The sequence below is a fragment of the Acinetobacter sp. DMC2 genome, assembly GCF_056314305.1.
Map to the genome: position 1 here is coordinate 172,210 of NZ_JBQUYP010000004.1, position 18,994 is coordinate 191,203.

The 18,994-nt window shown below is 40.2% G+C and carries 11 protein-coding genes; 7 read left to right on the plus strand and 4 right to left on the minus strand.

The window, feature by feature from the left end; genetic code table 11:
* Positions 1–81: 81 nt before the first annotated feature.
* On the minus strand, positions 82–789 hold the full coding sequence (locus ACT53H_RS09930) for a DUF8198 family protein (RefSeq protein WP_174738703.1): 708 nt from the start codon (positions 787–789) through the stop codon (positions 82–84).
* A 209-nt stretch (positions 790–998) separates the two neighbouring features.
* Here ACT53H_RS09930 and pap point away from each other — a divergent pair, with 209 nt between their 5' ends.
* Positions 999–2,417, plus strand: coding sequence for a polyphosphate:AMP phosphotransferase (gene pap / locus ACT53H_RS09935; RefSeq protein WP_174727019.1), 1,419 nt, complete (start codon positions 999–1,001; stop codon positions 2,415–2,417).
* Between the two features lie 22 nt (positions 2,418–2,439).
* On the opposite strand, the gene ACT53H_RS09940 is transcribed toward pap, so the two are convergent.
* Complete coding sequence (locus ACT53H_RS09940) at positions 2,440–2,946, minus strand: hypothetical protein (protein WP_034596465.1); 507 nt, start codon at positions 2,944–2,946, stop codon at positions 2,440–2,442.
* A gap of 168 nt (positions 2,947–3,114) precedes the next feature.
* On the opposite strand from ACT53H_RS09940, the gene ACT53H_RS09945 reads away from it, so the two are divergent.
* The 3 genes from ACT53H_RS09945 (at position 3,115) to recD (ending at position 12,312) form a co-directional block, all read left to right on the plus strand.
* Positions 3,115–6,750 carry an exodeoxyribonuclease V subunit gamma gene (locus ACT53H_RS09945; RefSeq protein WP_476009170.1) on the plus strand — a complete coding sequence of 1,212 codons (3,636 nt, stop codon included), beginning with the start codon at positions 3,115–3,117 and terminating at the stop codon, positions 6,748–6,750.
* Between the two features lie 3 nt (positions 6,751–6,753).
* Complete coding sequence (locus tag ACT53H_RS09950) at positions 6,754–10,452, plus strand: UvrD-helicase domain-containing protein (RefSeq protein WP_174738701.1); 3,699 nt, start codon at positions 6,754–6,756, stop codon at positions 10,450–10,452.
* A 108-nt stretch (positions 10,453–10,560) separates the two neighbouring features.
* On the plus strand, positions 10,561–12,312 hold the full coding sequence (recD, locus tag ACT53H_RS09955) for an exodeoxyribonuclease V subunit alpha (RefSeq protein ID WP_476009171.1): 1,752 nt from the start codon (positions 10,561–10,563) through the stop codon (positions 12,310–12,312).
* A gap of 700 nt (positions 12,313–13,012) precedes the next feature.
* Here recD and ACT53H_RS09960 read toward each other — a convergent pair.
* A complete protein-coding gene (locus ACT53H_RS09960) occupies positions 13,013–14,311 on the minus strand; it encodes a serine hydrolase domain-containing protein (protein ID WP_476009172.1) in 1,299 nt (432 codons plus the stop codon).
* Between the two features lie 210 nt (positions 14,312–14,521).
* Between ACT53H_RS09960 and rpsO the strand changes: the two genes are divergently transcribed.
* From rpsO to ACT53H_RS09975, 3 genes are all read left to right on the plus strand, one after another.
* Positions 14,522–14,791, plus strand: coding sequence for a 30S ribosomal protein S15 (gene rpsO, locus ACT53H_RS09965; protein ID WP_002114951.1), 270 nt, complete (start codon positions 14,522–14,524; stop codon positions 14,789–14,791).
* 258 nt (positions 14,792–15,049) lie between these two features.
* Positions 15,050–17,137 (plus strand): polyribonucleotide nucleotidyltransferase, encoded by a 2,088-nt coding sequence (gene pnp / locus ACT53H_RS09970; protein ID WP_171056879.1) that lies wholly within the window; start codon positions 15,050–15,052, stop codon positions 17,135–17,137.
* 85 nt (positions 17,138–17,222) lie between these two features.
* Positions 17,223–18,434: a magnesium transporter CorA family protein gene (locus ACT53H_RS09975; RefSeq protein ID WP_353156497.1), complete on the plus strand. Its 1,212-nt coding sequence runs from the start codon at positions 17,223–17,225 to the stop codon at positions 18,432–18,434.
* 229 nt (positions 18,435–18,663) lie between these two features.
* Here ACT53H_RS09975 and ACT53H_RS09980 read toward each other — a convergent pair whose 3' ends face one another.
* Positions 18,664–18,993: a chaperone modulator CbpM gene (locus ACT53H_RS09980; RefSeq protein ID WP_016139411.1), complete on the minus strand. Its 330-nt coding sequence runs from the start codon at positions 18,991–18,993 to the stop codon at positions 18,664–18,666.
* Position 18,994 lies beyond the last annotated feature (1 nt).

The window sequence follows — 18,994 nt, forward strand, 5'->3', positions numbered from 1 at the left end:
ATTTTTACAGGCATCATCATGCAAATATAATGAATAAAATCTCAACTTCGTAAGGTTGATTTTTTCTCTGTGCCGACCTTATCACACTCTAAACGGATTCGGATGCCCTGAATGTACATTTTCAATAATTTGGCGTTCTTTTTCAGTAAAAGTCTTGATAAAGTTCTCAGCTGATTTTAACGGTTTCATCGCGCTAAAACCATCTTGGATAAAATCATACATCAATTCAAAGTGATATTTTTGGGCAATGCCTTTACACATTTTAAAAGCTGTAAACATCATAAATGAGCGCATGTATTTATCGAGAGCTGCGCCTAAATCATCAAGAAGAGCAAGCTGCTGATAACGAGCTTCTGCCTGATCAAGCTTGATTAAGGTTAAACGCATAATCTCATCAGTGAGTACTGTATCTGCCGGATAGTCCTCAAGAAGCTGCATAGCCACTTGTTCATCAAGTTGAGTTGCAAGCACAGCTAAACTTACTGATTTAGTGCCAGTTTTAATTGCATTTTCAGGCAATACTTTTTCGGCTTTATGAGCATATTTCAATAAGCGTTCAATTTGAGCTGCAAGAGCATTAAACTCTGGACCACCATATAAGCGATTTAAAAAATACTCTGACATGAGTTTATGTTCAGGCAGATTAAAAAAGTCGTGATGCGTATCTTTCATCCGCTCTTTTAGCCATGTTTGTACATCTTGCAAACGTTGGGCAAGCACTGGATTATCGTGATAATTAAATGTTTTATATTGTTGTAAAAGTTCATCAAAAGCAGCGAGTTTAGACATTTAAGGCTCTAATATTGGGCTATTTGTAAAAAATCATAAGAGGCATTGTAACCTTGTACTATGGCGAGTAGATGTAAAAAAAATGATTCATGCGTCAATTCTTAGACAGATTTTTGTCGCAATGACATAATTTGTATAGCAATTCATCATTTAACCGCATAAGTTAAAGATCATCGAAATTAAACAATAAAATATTAGAGCCGTGGACTATGAGTGAACAACAACCAAAATTTGAAATTCGAGATGAAGAACTGCTTTCAGTTGACTTGATTGAAGCACAATATGCGTTAAAAGAAAGTCGGGGAAAACCCAATGCGAAAAGCACGCTGATTTTAATGAGTGGTATTGAGCTGGCAGGTAAAGGGGAGGCAGTTAAGCAGCTCCGTGAGTGGTTAGACCCTAGATATTTACGAGTCAAAGCAGACGCGCCACGTGTGCTGACAGATACAGAAGCATTTTGGCAATCTTATTCGGAGTTTATTCCTACCGAAGGTCAAATTGTGGTGATGTTTGGTAATTGGTATAGCGATTTGCTCGTTACAGCAACACATGTGTCTGAACCTTTAGATGAAGCACGCTTTGATGCTTATGTTGAAAATATGCGGGCATTTGAGCAAGATTTAAAAAATAACTATGTCGATGTCGTTAAAGTCTGGTTCGATCTTTCATGGAAATCACTACAAAAACGTTTAGACAAAATTGACCCGTCAGAGCAACACTGGCATAAGCTCCATGGTCTAGACTGGCGCAATAAAAAACAATACGACACTTTGCAAAAGTTACGCCGTCGCTTTACCGATGATTGGTACATTATTGATGGGGAAGATGAAAAACAACGTGATCAATTTTTTGCTCAATACCTTTTACAACATATGCGCCAACTCCCTGATCATGAAACTGAAGTAAAGGGGAAATGGCCTCAGGCAAAAATTCCAGAGAGTTTATTAAAACCTTCTAATGAACCACTTGAAAAAGCTGACTATAAAAAAGAGCTCGATAAATTAAGCAAAAAAATTGCTGATGCCATGCGTTTCGATAAACGCAATGTCGTCATTGCTTTTGAGGGAATGGATGCTGCCGGTAAAGGGGGTGCAATTAAGCGAATTGTTAAAAACCTAGACCCGCGTGAATATGATATTCACTGTATTGGAGCACCTGAACGCTTTGAAGCACGACATCCTTACTTATGGCGCTTTTGGAACCGCATTAATGAAGCCGAGAAAATCACGATCTTTGACCGGACATGGTATGGGCGTGTACTTGTTGAGCGTGTTGAAGGATTTGCTTCACCTTTAGAATGGCAGCGTGCCTATGACGAAATTAACCGCTTTGAAAAAGATTTATTTGATAGCCAAACCATTGTGGTAAAAATTTGGCTTGCGATTAGTAAAGATGAGCAAGAGCAGCGTTTTAAGGCAAGAGAAGAAACACCGCATAAACGTTTTAAAATTACCGCAGAAGATTGGCGTAATCGTGATAAGTGGGACGATTATTTAAAAGCCGCAGCAGATATGTTTGAGCGAACCAGTACTGACTACGCACCTTGGTATATTGTTGCAACTGATGATAAATATACAGCACGTCTAGAAGTATTAAAGGCGGTTTTAAAACAGCTGAGAGCAGATTAAGCTCTCAGCCATAAGGCATAGATTAATTTACAATGGTGGTGCGGCTTTTTTGCTGAATACGTTTTGCAAGATTGTAACTGTCAGTAAGATGTGTTTCTGCTATTTTTTTCATCATGAAATAGCCTAAACTAGCTGCTACAATTTGTCCGCCTAGCGGTATAAATTTAGTGACTTGTTTCGTTACGATTTTGCCAAAAAAGCCATTAAATGTTTTTTTAACGGTAGTGCGTGCCACTACAAAGCCTGAAAATTCAAAACCGCGTTTACGTAGCTCATCCCAGTGAATTGTTTTAGTTTTTGGGTCATAGACACTTACGTGTTCAGGTGCTAAACCAAAACGGGAATTGATATCTGGAATGAGGTGCGACAAAATTCCTAAATCTACCACCACGTCAAAAAATGGAATCGGTACAATTGCCGCCCCAGCTGACATGTAAGCTCTTTTTTTGATGAGGTCATGACACTCATCGCGAATTTGTTCCAGATTTAGGCTAGGATCAATATAGTCAGGAATATTATCAATTTTCATCATGTTTACCTGTATCAGTTTCTTGATGCTTCTTCAAAACCAAGTGTAAGTGACACTTAAAGTTAGATTATGCTGTGTTTAAACCAACGTGACATAGTCAGATTCAGTTGTATAGTAATGAATGTTTATGATTTTGTGCATAAATTATGCAAGCAGGATATGAAATAAATGGGGATTCACGTTATTCAAAGTCAACGTATTGATGTGTTGTTACAAGGTGTATTGGCGTCTACATCTCAAGCTTCAACGTATCCATTACAGGTTTTGAAAACCCAGCATTTTATTGTTCCAAGTCCTGCGGTCGAGCAGTGGTTGATACAAAAACTTGCAGAACAGCAAGGCATGAGTGCCAATTACCAGTTTCACCAACGGGTACGAGGTTTCCAATGGTTTGCCTATCAGCAAGTTTTAACTGCACATAAAGAGCGGGTCCGTAAAGCGAACATCCCGCGTTTGATTTTTAAATGGCGGGTGCATCAGGCTTTGCACGAATTTATTCAACCTGACACGATGAGCATCGACCCGTCGCATCCATTACATTCTATTGTTCAGCGTATTTATGACAGCGCAGATCGACTCGAACAAGGCATAGATAAACAATTAAAAAAACAAAAAATGTTGTACTGGGTCGCTGAGCAGGTTGCCGATCTATTTAGCAACTATATGATTTATCGGGGACAGTGCCAGCGTGGTTGTGAAAATAGTTGCACCTGTCCGGAAAACTGGTTGTCTGCTTGGGGGCAGGGCCGATCACTAGATATTGAAAAATATATTGTACAAAAAGATGAAGAAGTGACTGCTTTTGCATTGCATCAAACGCAAGAGCTAGAACGTTGGCAGCGTTGGTTATGGCAACAACATTTTCATGATGACTTTTTGCAGATGCAGCAAATCGATGAGTTGTTTTGGCAAGAATTAGATCATCCGGACCGTAGTAAGCGCGCTATTTCAAGATTACCTAATCAAGTGGTGATCTTTACGTTATTAGATTTACCACCCAGCCAGTTACAGTTCTTGCGCCGTTTAGGTCAATATATTGATGTATTGATTTTGCACTATAACCCTTCACAAGAATATTGGGCTGATAGTGTCGATCCACTGTGGAAACAGCGTTATGATTTAGGGGTAAAAGAGCGTTTTATTGCGAAAAACCCGAAGGCAACAGATGCTGAAATTAGTGATTTCTTTAATAAATTTACACTCAACTTTAATGCTGAAGCGCGTGAGTCCAGACATCCGCTTTTAACCAGATTGGGTAAGCAAGCCCGCGACCACTTTTCACTATTATCGAATTTGTCTACGGGCGAAGAAGGTAAGTGGGTTGATGCTTTTGTGGATGATTTCCCAAAAAGTTTACTCGGTAAAGTTCAGTCAGATATTTTGCATTTAGTGGAGCCGCAAGCTAAGCAATATGAGCTTGCTTCCGATGATGACTCTATTCAGATTCATGTTTGTCATTCGACTTTACGTCAACTTGAAGTATTAAAAGAGCAATTGATTGGTTGGCTGGCTAAACCACATGAGCAACCGCGCCGTCCAAACGATATTTTAGTTTTAGTTCCTAATTTGGCTGATATTGAGCCTCTAATTCGAAGTGTATTTCCCGCTACTGCTACTGAACAGGGTGTGCATTTGCCTGTGAAAATCGCAGGTGTTGCATCACTCGATGCACTTAATGCATGGCGTGCCGTGATTGGACGTATTCAACTGATGCAGGGGCGTTTTAGCTTTGATGATTTTGCTGACTGGTTAAGCTTACATGCGACCCAGCAACGTTATGAACTTGAATATGTTCAGGTTGAGCGAATTTTAAATTTACTCGCCGATGCAGGCTTTAAACGAGGGCTTGATGCAGAGCATCTCAAGCGAAGTCTGTGTGACGGTGATGATGATTACCGATATAGCTTTAAATTTGCCTTAGAGCGATTGGCTCTTGGTATTGCCGTGCCTGTGCATGCGACATTTAATCAGGTGTTGAGTTATGCCAAAGTTCAACCGGGTGATTTTGAGTTGATTGGTACACTCATTCAAATTTATCAAGATTTGAATGAGCGCCGTGATTGGTTAACTCTACATGAACAAGGGAAAGTCTATACGGTTGAATATTGGCTTCAAGTGCTAGGCAAAGATATTGTTGAATTTGAGCAGGTCGGTGTTGCAGCTTTAAAGGCTGTGCGGGAAATTGTTAAAAAACAAGAACGAATGTTGACACTCGCAAGTTATTACGCCGAGACAGAAACAGGAACTTTGCGCAAAATTACCTTGCCTCTGCCTTATATTATTGAAGAAATTCAACGGACTTTAGAAAGTCAAAGTGCACAAGCTGAACCGACAGGGCAGATTACCTTCGCTCAAATTGGACATATTCGACCGTTACCTTATCGCTTAAAGGTTATGTTAAATCTTGATGCAGGGCAATTTCCAAACCGTGATACCCATGTTCCATTTGATTTAATGGATGCACTGCGCCAACAGTTAGGTGATCGCTCTCGACTTGAAGATGATCAAGGTGCTTTTTTAGATGCTTTATTATTAGCCCAAGAAAATTTATGGCTGTTTTATAACGGCTTTGATGTGAACGATGGCGAAGTGCGCGAACCTTCCAGTATTCTTCAAGAGTTTCGTGAGCATCTTGCTTTAATTGTGAAAGCTGAAAATGATGCACCTGAAAATATAGTTGTTGAAGGGATTGAGATTCCTTCACAGTTAAAACAACTCTATCACTTTCATGATTTACAACCTTTTGACCCGAAAGGATTTACTGTAGAGAAACGTGTTATTCGTTATCAAGATCACTGGTTTAAGGTCGCTACACAAATTCAGCAAGTCTCAGGAAACCGTCAGCCTTGGGCGAACACGACCTATCCGCTACAAATACCTGACATCCTGGTTTTAGAAAGCCAGCAGTGGATACAAGATGTGACATTCCCTGCACGGTTATATTTGAAAACTTTAGGGGTAGAAAACTTAGGAAGTGTCGGAGTGCTCGACCAAAATGAACCTTTATTATTAGATGGTTTAGGGCGCTATACAATTCGATATTTTTTACAGCAATCTGAACAGCAAGCACAACCTGAAGTATTAAGTGATCAGTTACCTGTAGGCAAAGTCAAATATAGCGCATGGCAACAAGGTGTGTTTGAGCAAGAATGTTTACTTGAACGTCTTCACCATTATGCACCAGCAGTAACACCAACGACTCAGCGTATTTGGCGAATTGCTAAACAGCTTCATATGAATATTACAGTTCCGAAGTCTGAAACTCGGGATTGGGTGAGTATGGAGCCTTCAAGTGCTCGGGCAAAAAGACGCGCTAAAGTCTGGTTAGAATATCTACTTTGGTTAGCTTACTTAAATGAGGGAAGTGCAGGGGCTGAAAAACGCCGTATTGTGGTTTTTAGCGATCAAACCGTAATTTGTAGTGGCATAAGTTCTGAGCAAGCTCGGCAATATTTACAGCCATGGTTTAAAATCTGGCGCCATGCACAGCAACAACCTTTGGTTCTACCAGCAGCCTTATTGTTAAAGCCGCTAGAAAAAGCTAAAGCATATCAGTGGGAAACAACAAATCAGACAGAAAAAGCAAAACTGGATGAGAAGAGCTATGCTGAGCTGTTAAAATACTGGAATGAAACAGGGTCATTTACCACAATGGATATGACTCAAAATGAAGCTTGCAAGTTGCATCAAGACTGGAGCTTTATTTTGCAAGAACAAGATGCGCAAGCTTTGCTTCAACATGCTTGTGATGAGTTTGCGTATGATCTGTATCATCCAGTTTTTCAATTTCAACATTCGGAGTAAGGCATGAACTCAAGAGTACAGGTGTCTTATCAACCTATTATTGATATTGAATTTAGTGGCTTACACTTAATTGAAGCTTCGGCAGGTACAGGAAAAACCTATACCTTATCAAGTTTGATGGTCCGTATCTTTCTTGAAAAGCATTTGCCTAGACAAGTCATTGCGACCACATTTACCCGTGCTGCCGCTGCTGAGTTAAAAAGTCGTATTCGCGCCCGTTTGGTCGAAACGTATCGTTACTTAGAGACCAAGCGTAGTTTTACAGAACACGAATTAATTACGCAGGCGGAGCAAGAGCCTGATTTATTACTCCAACATATTTTAAAAAGTTTTGCGACGCGTATTGCCTATGCGTGTGAACGTTTAAAATTGGTCATCGATCAATTAGACGAGTTATTTGTCGGAACACTCGATAGTTTTAGCCAAAAACTATTACGTGAGTTTGCCTTTGAGAGTGGCAAAATTGAACGCGCTCAAATTACTGATGATGCCAAAACCTATAGCCGACAACTGATTCATGATGTTTTGCGTGAATGGATACAGTCTCAACCTCAAACCGTGATTGATGCTTTATATCTAGCAGGTGAGCTTAAGAGTGTTGATAGTTTTGTTAAACTGGTCGAAGACTCACTTAATTTTAGTTCGGCTCATTTTAAACTTCCCGAAAAACCAACCATTCAATTTGAAGAACTTGCGCAGCTCAAACAATTAGCGACAGAAATTGATATTAGCCTTTTAGAAGCATATTACTTGCTTGATGGCGAGCACTATAAACATGTGAGCGGGACAGTATTTAGAAATGGGGCATTTAATAAACTATTTAGTGAATGTTTACCGCAGCTACTACAAGTTCTAAAGCAAAGTGACATTATTTTAGTTTTTGACGGGTCATTAGCCGCACAACGAGAACTTGTTTTTAAGTTTTTAGGCCAACTTGCCGATCAAAAAGTTTTTAAGAAATGTCCTGCTGAAATCTCAGAGGGTTTCTATCAGCATCCCTGTATTCAGCAAATTCAGAAGCTGTTTGGTGTGCTGAAAAACTACGCCGAGCAGTTCGACCAGCTTCATATTTATTTAAAAGCTTATTTATGTGTAGAGGTGAAAAAACGTCTACCACAGGTTTTACAAAATAAAGGTGAAACTACTTTTTCTCAGCAAATTCGTACACTTTCTGAAGCTTTAAAAGGTGAGCAGGGTCAACGTTTTGCTGTATTTGTTCAGGCGCGTTATCCCTTAATTTTGGTCGATGAATTTCAGGACACTAACCAAGATCAAGACGATATGCTGGCGAGCATTTGGCGTCATTCAGAGCGCTACCAAAAAGGCTGCATGATTATGGTGGGCGACCGTAAACAGGCGATTTACGGTTTCCGCGGTGGGGATATGCTCACCTTCTTAAATGCCTATAAAGATATTCAAGCCAAACATGGTCGTGAATATAAGTTAATTCATAACCATCGTTCTGTTGCTGATCTGGTTGAAGTGGTCGATGCCTTATTTCAAAGGCAAATCGACTTTGGTGAGGAAGTTCAATATGACCCAATTCGAGCAGGAACTCGGCCTCATCCTGTATTAATTGAGCAGAACAATCATAATCCTCACCCTTTACGCTGGTTAATGCTCAAAGATAAAGAAACAGAGGCTCAGCAAGTTGCATGGAAGATTCGAGATCTACTTAACCAGTCACATGCTGGACAACTATATTTTCAAAAAGATGCTCAGACTCAAACCTTAAACGAAGATGATATTGCGGTATTGTCTCGTAATCATGATGGGCTGGATAAAGTTCAATTTGAGCTAGAACGTTTAGGAATTCGTGTTAACAGGCCATCAAAACGAAGTGTTTTCGATTGCTCGATTGCTCAAGACGTGGGGGCTTTGCTGACCGCCATACTTCATCCTTACGATGAGGCAAAAGTAAAACGAGCGTTAATTAGCCGTCTATTTGCCATGGATTTAAAACAACTCTTGCAACTTGAGCAGACAGCCGAAGGGTTAAGCCAGTTTATGACTGGTTTTGACACTATTAGAGAGTTGTGGTCCGCTCAAGGTTTTTTAGTGGCATGGCAGCAATGTCTCATCCAATTTGATATATGGCAAAATTTGGTCGCTGCCCAAAGTAAAGATAATGAACGGGTTGTGGTGAACTTGCGTCATTTGACTGAAATTTTGAGTCAGCATAGTGAGAAATACTCAGGCGCGCAAAACCTCTATCATTGGTACCTCAAACAGTTGGGTTCTCCTCTTGATCGTGATTGGGAGTTAGAACGTAAATTGTCGAGTGAGGCTGGCGTTCAGCTCATGACAATTCACCAGTCAAAAGGACTGGAATTTAAGATTGTATTTTTATTAGGTGCAGACAAGCCCTTTCGAGAAAATAACAAAACTCTGAATTTTTCGACCCAAGATGTAGTCCAACCAGACTCAAGTCAGACCTTGACTCAACGTGTAGTTGCGATTGCTGATAAGACTTATTTGAATGAAGTTGAACTTAAGCAACACGAAGAACGAGCGCTTGCTGAACAGAATCGTCTTTGGTATGTCGCTTTAACGCGAGCAAGCCACCGCGTCTATGCACTTTTACAAGATGTGGATGGTAAATCAGTATCAGGCCTCGCGTTTTGGAAAAATAGGACTGAGCCTTTTCAACACCGTTGCTGTACGGATGAAATGGTTTTGGAGCAGATTCCACAGGCAATTCATTTAGCCAAACAAACAAGTATTGTTGAAATACAAGCACAACGGTTTCCTGAACAACGTTTTTATTCGAGAGGGAAAACCAGTTTCAGTTACTTGGCACAGCATTTAAAACATAAGGCGGGCACAGATTTATTGGCCAGTCAGAGCAATGATGCTGTGTTAGCAGAAGATGAGTTGGACTTAATCAACACTGCTGAAGCAATCAGTGCTCAGCCGATTGACTGGATCAAGAGTAACTTTCCGCGAGGAACGCTTGCCGGTAATTTCTTACATGAAATCTTTGAGCATATCGATTTTCAATGTTCAGATGACTGGGTAAGTGAAATACGTCGTCGTTTTAAAAATGACTATAGTAGTCTTTGGCAAGATTTACTTAATAAATATAACGAGTGCTTCCCTGAACAGGACGATGCCGAAAATCTGCTTTACCAGTCAGTTGCAGAGTGGCTGAAAGACATTTTGCAAACGCCACTTTATCAAGGTTTCCAACTAAATCAGCTTCAACAAGAGCAGTATTTGTCAGAGTTTCCTTTTTATTTGGCATTGTCAGATCGGGTTCTAGCGATGACACGTATTCAGCAGCTTTTCGCTGAGTATGGTTTGAATATGCCTGAATTACTTGAAGCACGTTCAGCGCGTTACCTCAATGGTTCTATCGATTTGGTTTATTTTGATGGACAGCGTTACCACATTGCCGATTATAAAAGTAATTACTTAGGTGATGATCTTGCAGATTATCGTAGTGATAGCATTGCTCAAAGCATGTCTTTAGCAAGTTATTGGCTACAGGCTGGTTTATATCTCGTTGCATTACATCGCTATTTGCAAGTCAAAATGCAGGATTACCAAATTGAGCAACACTTAGGTGGGGCAACTTATCTTTATTTACGTGGCATGAATGGTGAAGCTGAGCAGGGCTATTATTACTGGCAGCCTAGCATTGAGTTTATTCTGCGTCTTGATGCCATTTTAGGGTATTTTGCTGAGGATAAAATTGCATGAAAAATGCTGATAAAGTATGTAATTTTAATATTAACAAATATTTGGCATGTGGATAAGCCTGTCTATAACCATGTGGACAAGCGTGTGGAAAACTAGGTGGATAAGTGTGTGGACAATCTAAATAGCTCTGAACAGGCCGATTTAAGCTGGTTAACAACGTGGAGTAACTTCTTAAATCAGGCTCCATTTACTGAGCAATCGCAAGTGTCAGAAGCCACTTCTTACTTGCAGCAGCTTATTGAAGCGAGCTTGCAAGGCGATAGCTGTATCGATGTCAGTTCTGAGCAAATTGCAGCACTTGGTCAGCTTGCTATATCTGCCGATCAAGCAACCTTAAATGTTGCCCCATGCGTCTATGATGAGCAGGGGTTGGCATTATACCGATATTGGCACCTAGAGCAACGACTTGCAGAACAAATTTGTCGATTAAAGCAACAATTAATTCAACCTGTATCTTGTGATGACCACTTAGACCTACTCACAGACCCTCATCAACAGGCGGCTTTACAAATGGTTGCTCGGCAGAGCCTGAGTATTATTACCGGTGGGCCAGGTACGGGTAAGACCTATACGCTTGCACGTATTATTGCTGTGCTTAGCCAAGCAATTCCAAATATTCGTGTGGCGATGGCTGCTCCAACAGGTAAAGCGGCACAGCGAATGCAAGAAGCCTTACAGAACTCGTTTAATGACCCTAAATTACTTGAGTCTGGATTAGTGAACGAAGAACTAAGGAATCAGGGAACGCAAACAATTCACCGATTATTGGGGATGGGACATAGCCAAACACCACGGTTTAATCAAAAACAACCACTTCCTTATGACGTGATTGTTGTGGATGAGGCTTCCATGCTGGATTTAAATCTAGCTACTCTTCTATTTGAAGCAGTGCCAGAGTCTTGTCGAATTATTTTATTAGGAGATGCAAATCAACTTGCTTCCGTCGACGTCGGAGCGGTTCTTGCTGACTTGCAACAAATACAGGCACTCGCTGACAACAGGGTACAATTACAAACCAGTCGTCGTTTTGCTGAAGGGGCGTTGATTGGGCAGGTGGCACGTTTTATTCAAATGCAAACCAGTCAGATCAATCATGAGCAGGTTTTACAGCGGTTTGAAATTGATATTGTTCAGGTTTCAGAGTTGCGTTCAATTCCTTTAGACGTTGATATGCCCGATGTGGTTCAGCTTGAGTATTTGCCAGAAGGGAATCATGCAGAAGTCGAAATTTATTATCAGAAGCTCATGCTCGGTTTCCAAGGATATGTAAAAAGCCTAAAAAATTATTTAAAAGAAGAGCGCTCGATTGAACAGATCCAAAACGTAGTAAAAGCATTTGATGACTATCGTATTTTAACGGCTGTTCGTCATGGTCCATTTGGGTTGCAACAGTTAAATCAATATGCGCAGCGTTGGATACAGCAACAACTTTCAATAGTGACAGCAGGAGGATGGTATGTTGGCCGTCCGGTAATGATGACTTATAACGACTATCAGCTCGGTATTTCAAATGGTGACATTGGTCTGTGTTTTGAACATAGAACTCAACCTCAGCAGTTTGAAGTATATTTTCCAAGTTTGAATAAATGGGTCGCTGCAAATCGATTACCTAAAAGTATTCAAAGTGCATTCGCTTTAACGATTCATAAATCGCAAGGGTCTGAATTTACACACACTGCTGTTGTTCTGGATCAGGCTGCAAAGAATTTATTAAGCCAAGAGCTTATTTACACTGCGATTACACGTGCTAAAAAAGTAGTGAGTCTTTTGGTTCATCCCGAAGCTTTACTACAGTCCTTTACAGTTCGTACGACACGAAAAAGTGGTTTAGTTCAGAAAGTTAATCGGTTAGTTCGTTAAGTCAAACTTAATATTTTCACCCTTGTAAGAAAAAGCTTACATAGATTCGAGATATTTGCTGCTAGAGTACACCCCACGTTTTTGAGATTATAAACGCACAACGAGCTTGGCAAGGAATGTCGGGCAAAATCGCACAATAATAATAGCTTAAGTCGAGAGACTGCGAACTTACAATGATGTAGGTGTATAAAGAGGAAACTTACAGCCGCTAAGCCTTGTAGTTTTGGGAGAGACTACAGGGCTTTTTTATATTCTCAATTTTATTTACTTCTAAAAATTATCAGAAAAGTTCGGATTTAAGCCAATATTGAGTGTAATTTCTTTTAAAAATTTATATCAATAATATCAATATATTTATCTGTAATATGATTTTTAAACACCCATTTTTCCTGTGAATTGTTAAGTTAAATGTTATACAGAACTGTACGATAATGGGGCAAAAACCGTTATTTATTAAATATTAGACAGACCTGTACGTTTTTGCTTACATGATGATAAGAAAAATACTACTTTTCTTCATAATTGGATATGTCACAATACATCACATAAGGAAATAGAAACAAAACAACGGAAGTCAGTTAAAACAACAAGAAGGATGTGACTAGCATCTCACCAACGATAATAAAAATAGAAATAACACGATAAACAAAAACTACAGCGCAAAAAACCCAAGCAGAAATGCTTGGGTTTTTTATTTGATTTACACTAAGTTCGTTTCATGAGCGTCGCTGCCAAACAAAGATCGGCGCTGATCTCTAGGAATGCGTGGACATTGTGTTGAAATCTGATAAAGCACGTTGGCTAAAGCAGGTAGGTGAGTTCCCACGACCGATTTGCCCGTTGTTAATAAAGAAACACTAATATCTCTTTCAGGGTCGGCCCAACATAAAATGTTGGAGAACCCTAAATGACCAAAAGCTTGTCCCGTCATTGGACCAAAAAGGCCTACAGGATTACTACCTAACATTGGACCTAAGGCATAACGCATTGGAATGAGTAAAGTACGGTCAATGTTAACGCCTGTGGTCGGCAGTGTTGCCCTGAAAATCGTTTTCTCACTAAATATTTGCTGACCGCCGTAGCTTCCGCCACTTAAAAGCATTTCAAAGAAACGTCCAGCTTGTTCTGCACTGGTATAAATGTTGCCGGCTGGGCAAATTGTGTCCATGAAACGACTATCGTTAGTCACATCAACTGCAAGTTGTAACCCTCCACCTAACACATGGTTCAGATAATGATCGGTACCAAGCCGAGGGTGTAGACCCGTTGCACAGTTTAAGGCCACCTTTGAGCGGTATTCTGGTTTTAAGCCATAATTGAAATAAGGCATTCCCATTGGCTTTTCAATAGTTTGATGCACAAACTCACGTAAATCTTGCCCAGTCACACGTTCAATAACTTCTCCTAAAATATAACCCGCCGTAACCGCATGATAGGCAAGATGGTTCCCAGCAGGAGACACAGGCTTGGCAGCATATAAACGTTTTAAAATTTCATCTTTATCAAATAGAAGTTCGGGCGTGACATCGCCATCAATATAGGGGATGCCGCCACGATGTGCTAATAAATGAAAGAGTGTTGCACGGCGCTTACCATTTACGCCGTATTCCGGAATATAGTAGCTCACAGGATCAAGTAAATTGATTTCGCCCTTTTCATCTAGTAGATGAATCAGCATGGCCGTGATCATCTTCGATGCTGAAAACAGACAAACGGGTGTATCTGGAGTCGCAATCAGAGCATTCTGTTGTAATCCTGCCGGAGAGTTCCCTTGAGCATATCCAATGCTTCTGTTCAGCAAAATTTTACCTTGTCTACGTAAGCAGAAGGTAATGAGTGGATAATTTCCGGTTTTATATAGTGCTTCTATACTGTTCCAGATTTTTTGAACCTGGCGCTCAGTCATTCCACCCTGTTCAGCAGCAACTTCATCTTGACGACGAATAACTTGCTCAATATTGTCCGGTACTGGACAAGTGTTGGTTGAAAAAATTTTCACACGTCCCTCGCGCTTCTTTCTTTTTATTCAAAGCTAGTGTGCAGGGTTAGCATGCTCGTGTCAGTGTCTAAAATGACAAGTTACTGAAAACTATTTTGCAATCCACCTATAGATACCTTAAAATAGGCAACTTGCTGTAGTGATGCACGGCAGTCAGTTGCCTCAACTGATTCATATCGTTTACTTTTTTAAGCATCTCGGAGAAATCGAATGGCTTTAACTAATGCAGACCGCGCAGAGATCATTGCTAAATTTGCTCGCGCTGAAAATGACACTGGTTCACCAGAAGTACAAGTAGCTTTATTGACTGCTCAAATCAATGATTTACAAGGTCACTTTAAAGCTCACAAACACGACCATCACAGCCGTCGTGGTTTGATTCGTATGGTTAACCAACGTCGTAAATTGCTCGACTACTTAAATGGTAAAGACCACGGTCGTTACACTGCTTTGATCGGTGCTTTAGGTTTACGTCGTTAATTCGATTTTCACTTTGTTTTCGCTATTTCGCATGTCGCAATGCTTTATCGCTGAAAAGAGAGTTTCACTTAATTTTAGGTTAAGTGATGTTTAGAAGGGGCGCTTGTGCGCTCCTTCTTTGCGTTTAATATTATTTAAAATTTTTGGCCTAGTGTGATGGCTTCTAAGCTTTGTCATTTATCTACCAATAGTTGTAGTCTGAATGCCAAACCTTAGGGGTCTCACTAGAATAAAATTAGGAAAATACAATACATGTCAATGTTTAATATCGTTCGTAAAGAATTCCAATTCGGTCAACATCAAGTCGTTTTAGAAACGGGTCGCGTTGCACGTCAAGCAAACACAGTTTTAATTACAATGGGTGGCGTAACTGTTTTAGTTGCAGTTGTTGCTCAACCTAAAGCAAAAGCGGGTCAAGACTTCTTCCCGTTAACAGTTAACTATCAAGAAAAACAATATGCAGCTGGTCGTATCCCTGGTGGTTACGGTAAGCGTGAAGGCCGTGCTTCTGAAGCTGAAACTTTAATTTCACGTCTTATTGACCGTCCAATTCGTCCATTGTTCCCAGAAGGTTACTTCAACGAAATCCAAGTAACAGCAACAGTTGTTTCTTCTGACAAAACTATGGATGCTGATATTGCAGCAATGCTTGGTACATCAGCAGCATTATCTATTGCTGGTACTCCTTTCCGTGGTCCAATCGGTGGCGCACGTGTTGGTTTAATCAACGGTGAATATGTTCTTAACCCGAACTTTGAACAGTTGAAAGAAAGTGATCTTGACCTTGTTGTTGCTGGTACAGAATCTGCTGTATTAATGGTTGAATCTGAAGCTAAAGAGCTTTCAGAAGACCAAATGCTTGGTGCTGTGCTTTTCGGTCATGACGAAATGCAAATCGCGATTCAAGCAATTAAAGAATTTGCTGCTGCTGCTGGTGCAGTTGAATCAACTTGGGTTGCTCCAAGCAAAAACGAAGCACTTCTTGAGCAATTAAAAGCAGCTTTCGAAGCTAAAATTTCTGAAGCATATACAATTGCGGTTAAACAAGACCGTTATGCAGCACTTGATGCACTTTATGCAGAAGCTGTAGCTCAGTTCGTTCCTGAAAATGACGAAACTGGTATTGCTGACGAAGTAAATGAATTATTTGAAGACCTTAAATACCGTACAGTACGTGACAACATCTTGTCAGGTAAACCACGTATTGATGGCCGTGATACTAAAACTGTTCGTGGTATCGACGTTCAAGTTGGCGTATTAGACCGCGCTCACGGTTCTGCATTATTTACACGTGGTGAAACTCAAGCGTTGGTAACAACAACTTTGGGTAATACTCGTGATGCATTAATGGTTGATACATTGTCAGGTACTAAAACTGACAACTTCATGTTGCACTACAACTTCCCTGCATACTCTGTAGGTGAAACTGGTCGTGAGTCTGGCCCTAAGCGTCGTGAAATCGGTCATGGTCGTTTAGCACGTCGTGGTGTTCAAGCTGTTCTTCCTGCTGCTGACCGCTTCCCGTACGTAATCCGTATCGTATCTGACATTACTGAATCTAACGGTTCATCTTCAATGGCTTCTGTATGTGGTGCATCATTATCACTTATGGATGCAGGTGTTCCACTTAAAGCACCAGTTGCTGGTATCGCAATGGGCTTAGTGAAAGAAGGTGAGCGTTTTGCAGTACTTTCTGACATCTTGGGTGACGAAGATCACTTAGGTGATATGGACTTTAAAGTAGCAGGTTCTGCAAACGGTATTACTGCACTTCAAATGGACATCAAGATTGAAGGTATTACTGAAGAAATTATGGAAGTTGCATTAAACCAAGCATTTGCTGGTCGTATGCACATCCTTAATGAAATGAATAAAGTGATTTCACGTGCTCGTGCTGAAATCAGTGCTCATGCACCGACGTTTGAAGTGATTAACATCAATCCAGACAAGATCCGTGATGTTATTGGTAAAGGTGGTGCAACGATTCGTGCCATTACTGAAGAAACTAAAGCTGCAATTGATATTGAAGATAACGGTACAGTTCGCGTATTTGGTGAAACTAAAGCTGCTGCTCGTGCTGCGATTGCAAAAATTCAAGCACTTACTGCTGAAGTTGAACCAGGTAAGATCTATGACGGTAAAGTAATCCGTATTGTAGAATTCGGTGCGTTTGTAAATATCATGCCGGGTACTGATGGTCTTCTTCACATTTCGCAAATTTCAAATGAACGTATTGCGAACGTAACTGACGTTCTTAAAGAAGGTCAGGAAGTGAAAGTACAAGTTGCTGATGTTGATAATCGTGGTCGTATTAAATTGACTATGAAAGACATTGAACAAGCATAATTGTTCTAGTGAAATGAAAAAGTCCGCTTGATGCGGACTTTTTTTATGGCATGATGCAAGTAATATAAAAACAGATCGTTGTGGTATGCAGGTTTATTATTTTTATCGCCATCAAGCTGACGGCTATGTCTTTTTAAGCCGAGAACAGCATAGTGAACATGTTCTGGAGTTTTTCTGGATTGATAGTGTCAGAACGGATGTGGTGAATCATAACGAAGAATGGCAACAAAGGATTCATCAGCTTTCAGGTGTAGTGATTAATGAGTTTCATATGCGGGATATTGCCAATATTGAACATCCCTGCGCATTTGACACCCTTGAAGAATATGACCTGCTCATTTTTAAAAAGCTGGTTACACCTGATGATGAAATTAAACATGCTGAATCCCAAGATAGTGTTTTTGGATTAGCGACGACACCCATCAGTTTTATCTTGACGCCTGATGTACTGATTAGCGTGCGTGAGCAGGGCAATAAGTCGATTGAAAGCTATATTCAACGTCTCGAAAATATTTTATGTAAAACTTTAGAAGAACAAAACAAAACCCGTAAATTACCGAATTCACCTGTCGATTTATCGTTACGCTTGTTAAATAGTATGGTTGATGGTTATCTTGATATCCGTTCACCATTGACGAGAAGAGTCGAGCATTGGCAGCAACAACTATTACAGGGTAATCGTCGTTTTAAACAATGGCACCAGTTATTCCATGAAAATATGGCCTTTCAACAGGTCGAAAATTTATGTGAAGAACAAATCGAAACCCTTCAAGAATTTCGAGATGAAATTGTAGAAAATTACCATCATGTGGTTGGTGGACATATCCGCAATTCACAAGATATTTTACTGGTTCGTTTAAATGATTTAATGAGTCATGTGGAACGTATTCAGAAACATACTTTACGGTTACGTAGCGCAATTCAGTCGGCCATTGATTTGCATTTTTCTGCTATTGCAAACCAAACCAATGAAAACATGCGGATTCTAGCAATTATCACGGCAGTTTTTGCGCCGCTCACCCTTTTAACGGGCATTTATGGAATGAATTTTGAGTTTATTCCTGGTCTTAAATCACCAGTTGGTTTCTGGATTATGTTAGGGGTCATGCTACTGAGTACGATTTTGCTTTTGTACTATTTTTATCGGCAGCACTTGGTTGGGCGTGGTGAAAAAAGTGTGATTGATTTACTGGCTCAACAGCATCGTCAAGATCGGATGAATTTGTTTTGGTTTTTGGAATATGAGCCGATTAAACAGACTGTGAAGGAATTAGAGAAGATTACTCGGTTAAAGTAATAGGAATTTTCAAAAATCAGTAAATTTGAGTGGTTAGTACTGCCTCAAATTTAAGGATGAATTAGATGTTTTTTGTATAGGCATATCCTTACTTTTGACTGGGCAAAAGTAACAAAACCCCTTTATTGGACTGACGGTACATCCATGTTACCGCAGTCCAAAAGGCGGCATCCATGCCGCCCATCACGTTAGCTCATGCCTTTTTGAAAAAGTTATTGAGAAAAAAGTCTTAATGAAAATGCTTCAACTGTTTTCTAAGTTGTTGTACTTCATCAATCAAATCTAACATCACCGCAACTGCTGCCAAACTTGCGTCAAAGTCACGTTGCAGACGATACGCTTTACGTGCACGTGCGACATCTTCGCCCATAAACTGATGTGCTTCAGGCGTATTGTCGACAGATAAAATGTCATATTCAATTAACTGAATAATCCAGTCAGGGCTTTGACCACAAGCTTGAGCAAATTGTTGTAGGTCAAATGTAGATTGTTCATCAACGACCTCCGCACTAAAGGTATGGCCGTCATATACAATTTCGCGATAATGAATGGTTGTCATG

What these genes read in the sequence shown, in the direction of transcription:
- ACT53H_RS09930 (WP_174738703.1), bottom strand. Translation starts at nt 789, where the DNA reads ATGTCTAAACTCGCTGCTTTTGATGAACTTTTACAACAATATAAAACA.
- pap (WP_174727019.1), top strand. Translation starts at nt 999, where the DNA reads ATGAGTGAACAACAACCAAAATTTGAAATTCGAGATGAAGAACTGCTT.
- ACT53H_RS09940 (WP_034596465.1), bottom strand. Translation starts at nt 2,946, where the DNA reads ATGAAAATTGATAATATTCCTGACTATATTGATCCTAGCCTAAATCTG.
- ACT53H_RS09945 (WP_476009170.1), top strand. Translation starts at nt 3,115, where the DNA reads ATGGGGATTCACGTTATTCAAAGTCAACGTATTGATGTGTTGTTACAA.
- ACT53H_RS09950 (WP_174738701.1), top strand. Translation starts at nt 6,754, where the DNA reads ATGAACTCAAGAGTACAGGTGTCTTATCAACCTATTATTGATATTGAA.
- rpsO (WP_002114951.1), top strand. Translation starts at nt 14,522, where the DNA reads ATGGCTTTAACTAATGCAGACCGCGCAGAGATCATTGCTAAATTTGCT.
- pnp (WP_171056879.1), top strand. Translation starts at nt 15,050, where the DNA reads ATGTTTAATATCGTTCGTAAAGAATTCCAATTCGGTCAACATCAAGTC.
- ACT53H_RS09975 (WP_353156497.1), top strand. Translation starts at nt 17,223, where the DNA reads ATGCAGGTTTATTATTTTTATCGCCATCAAGCTGACGGCTATGTCTTT.
- ACT53H_RS09980 (WP_016139411.1), bottom strand. Translation starts at nt 18,993, where the DNA reads ATGACAACCATTCATTATCGCGAAATTGTATATGACGGCCATACCTTT.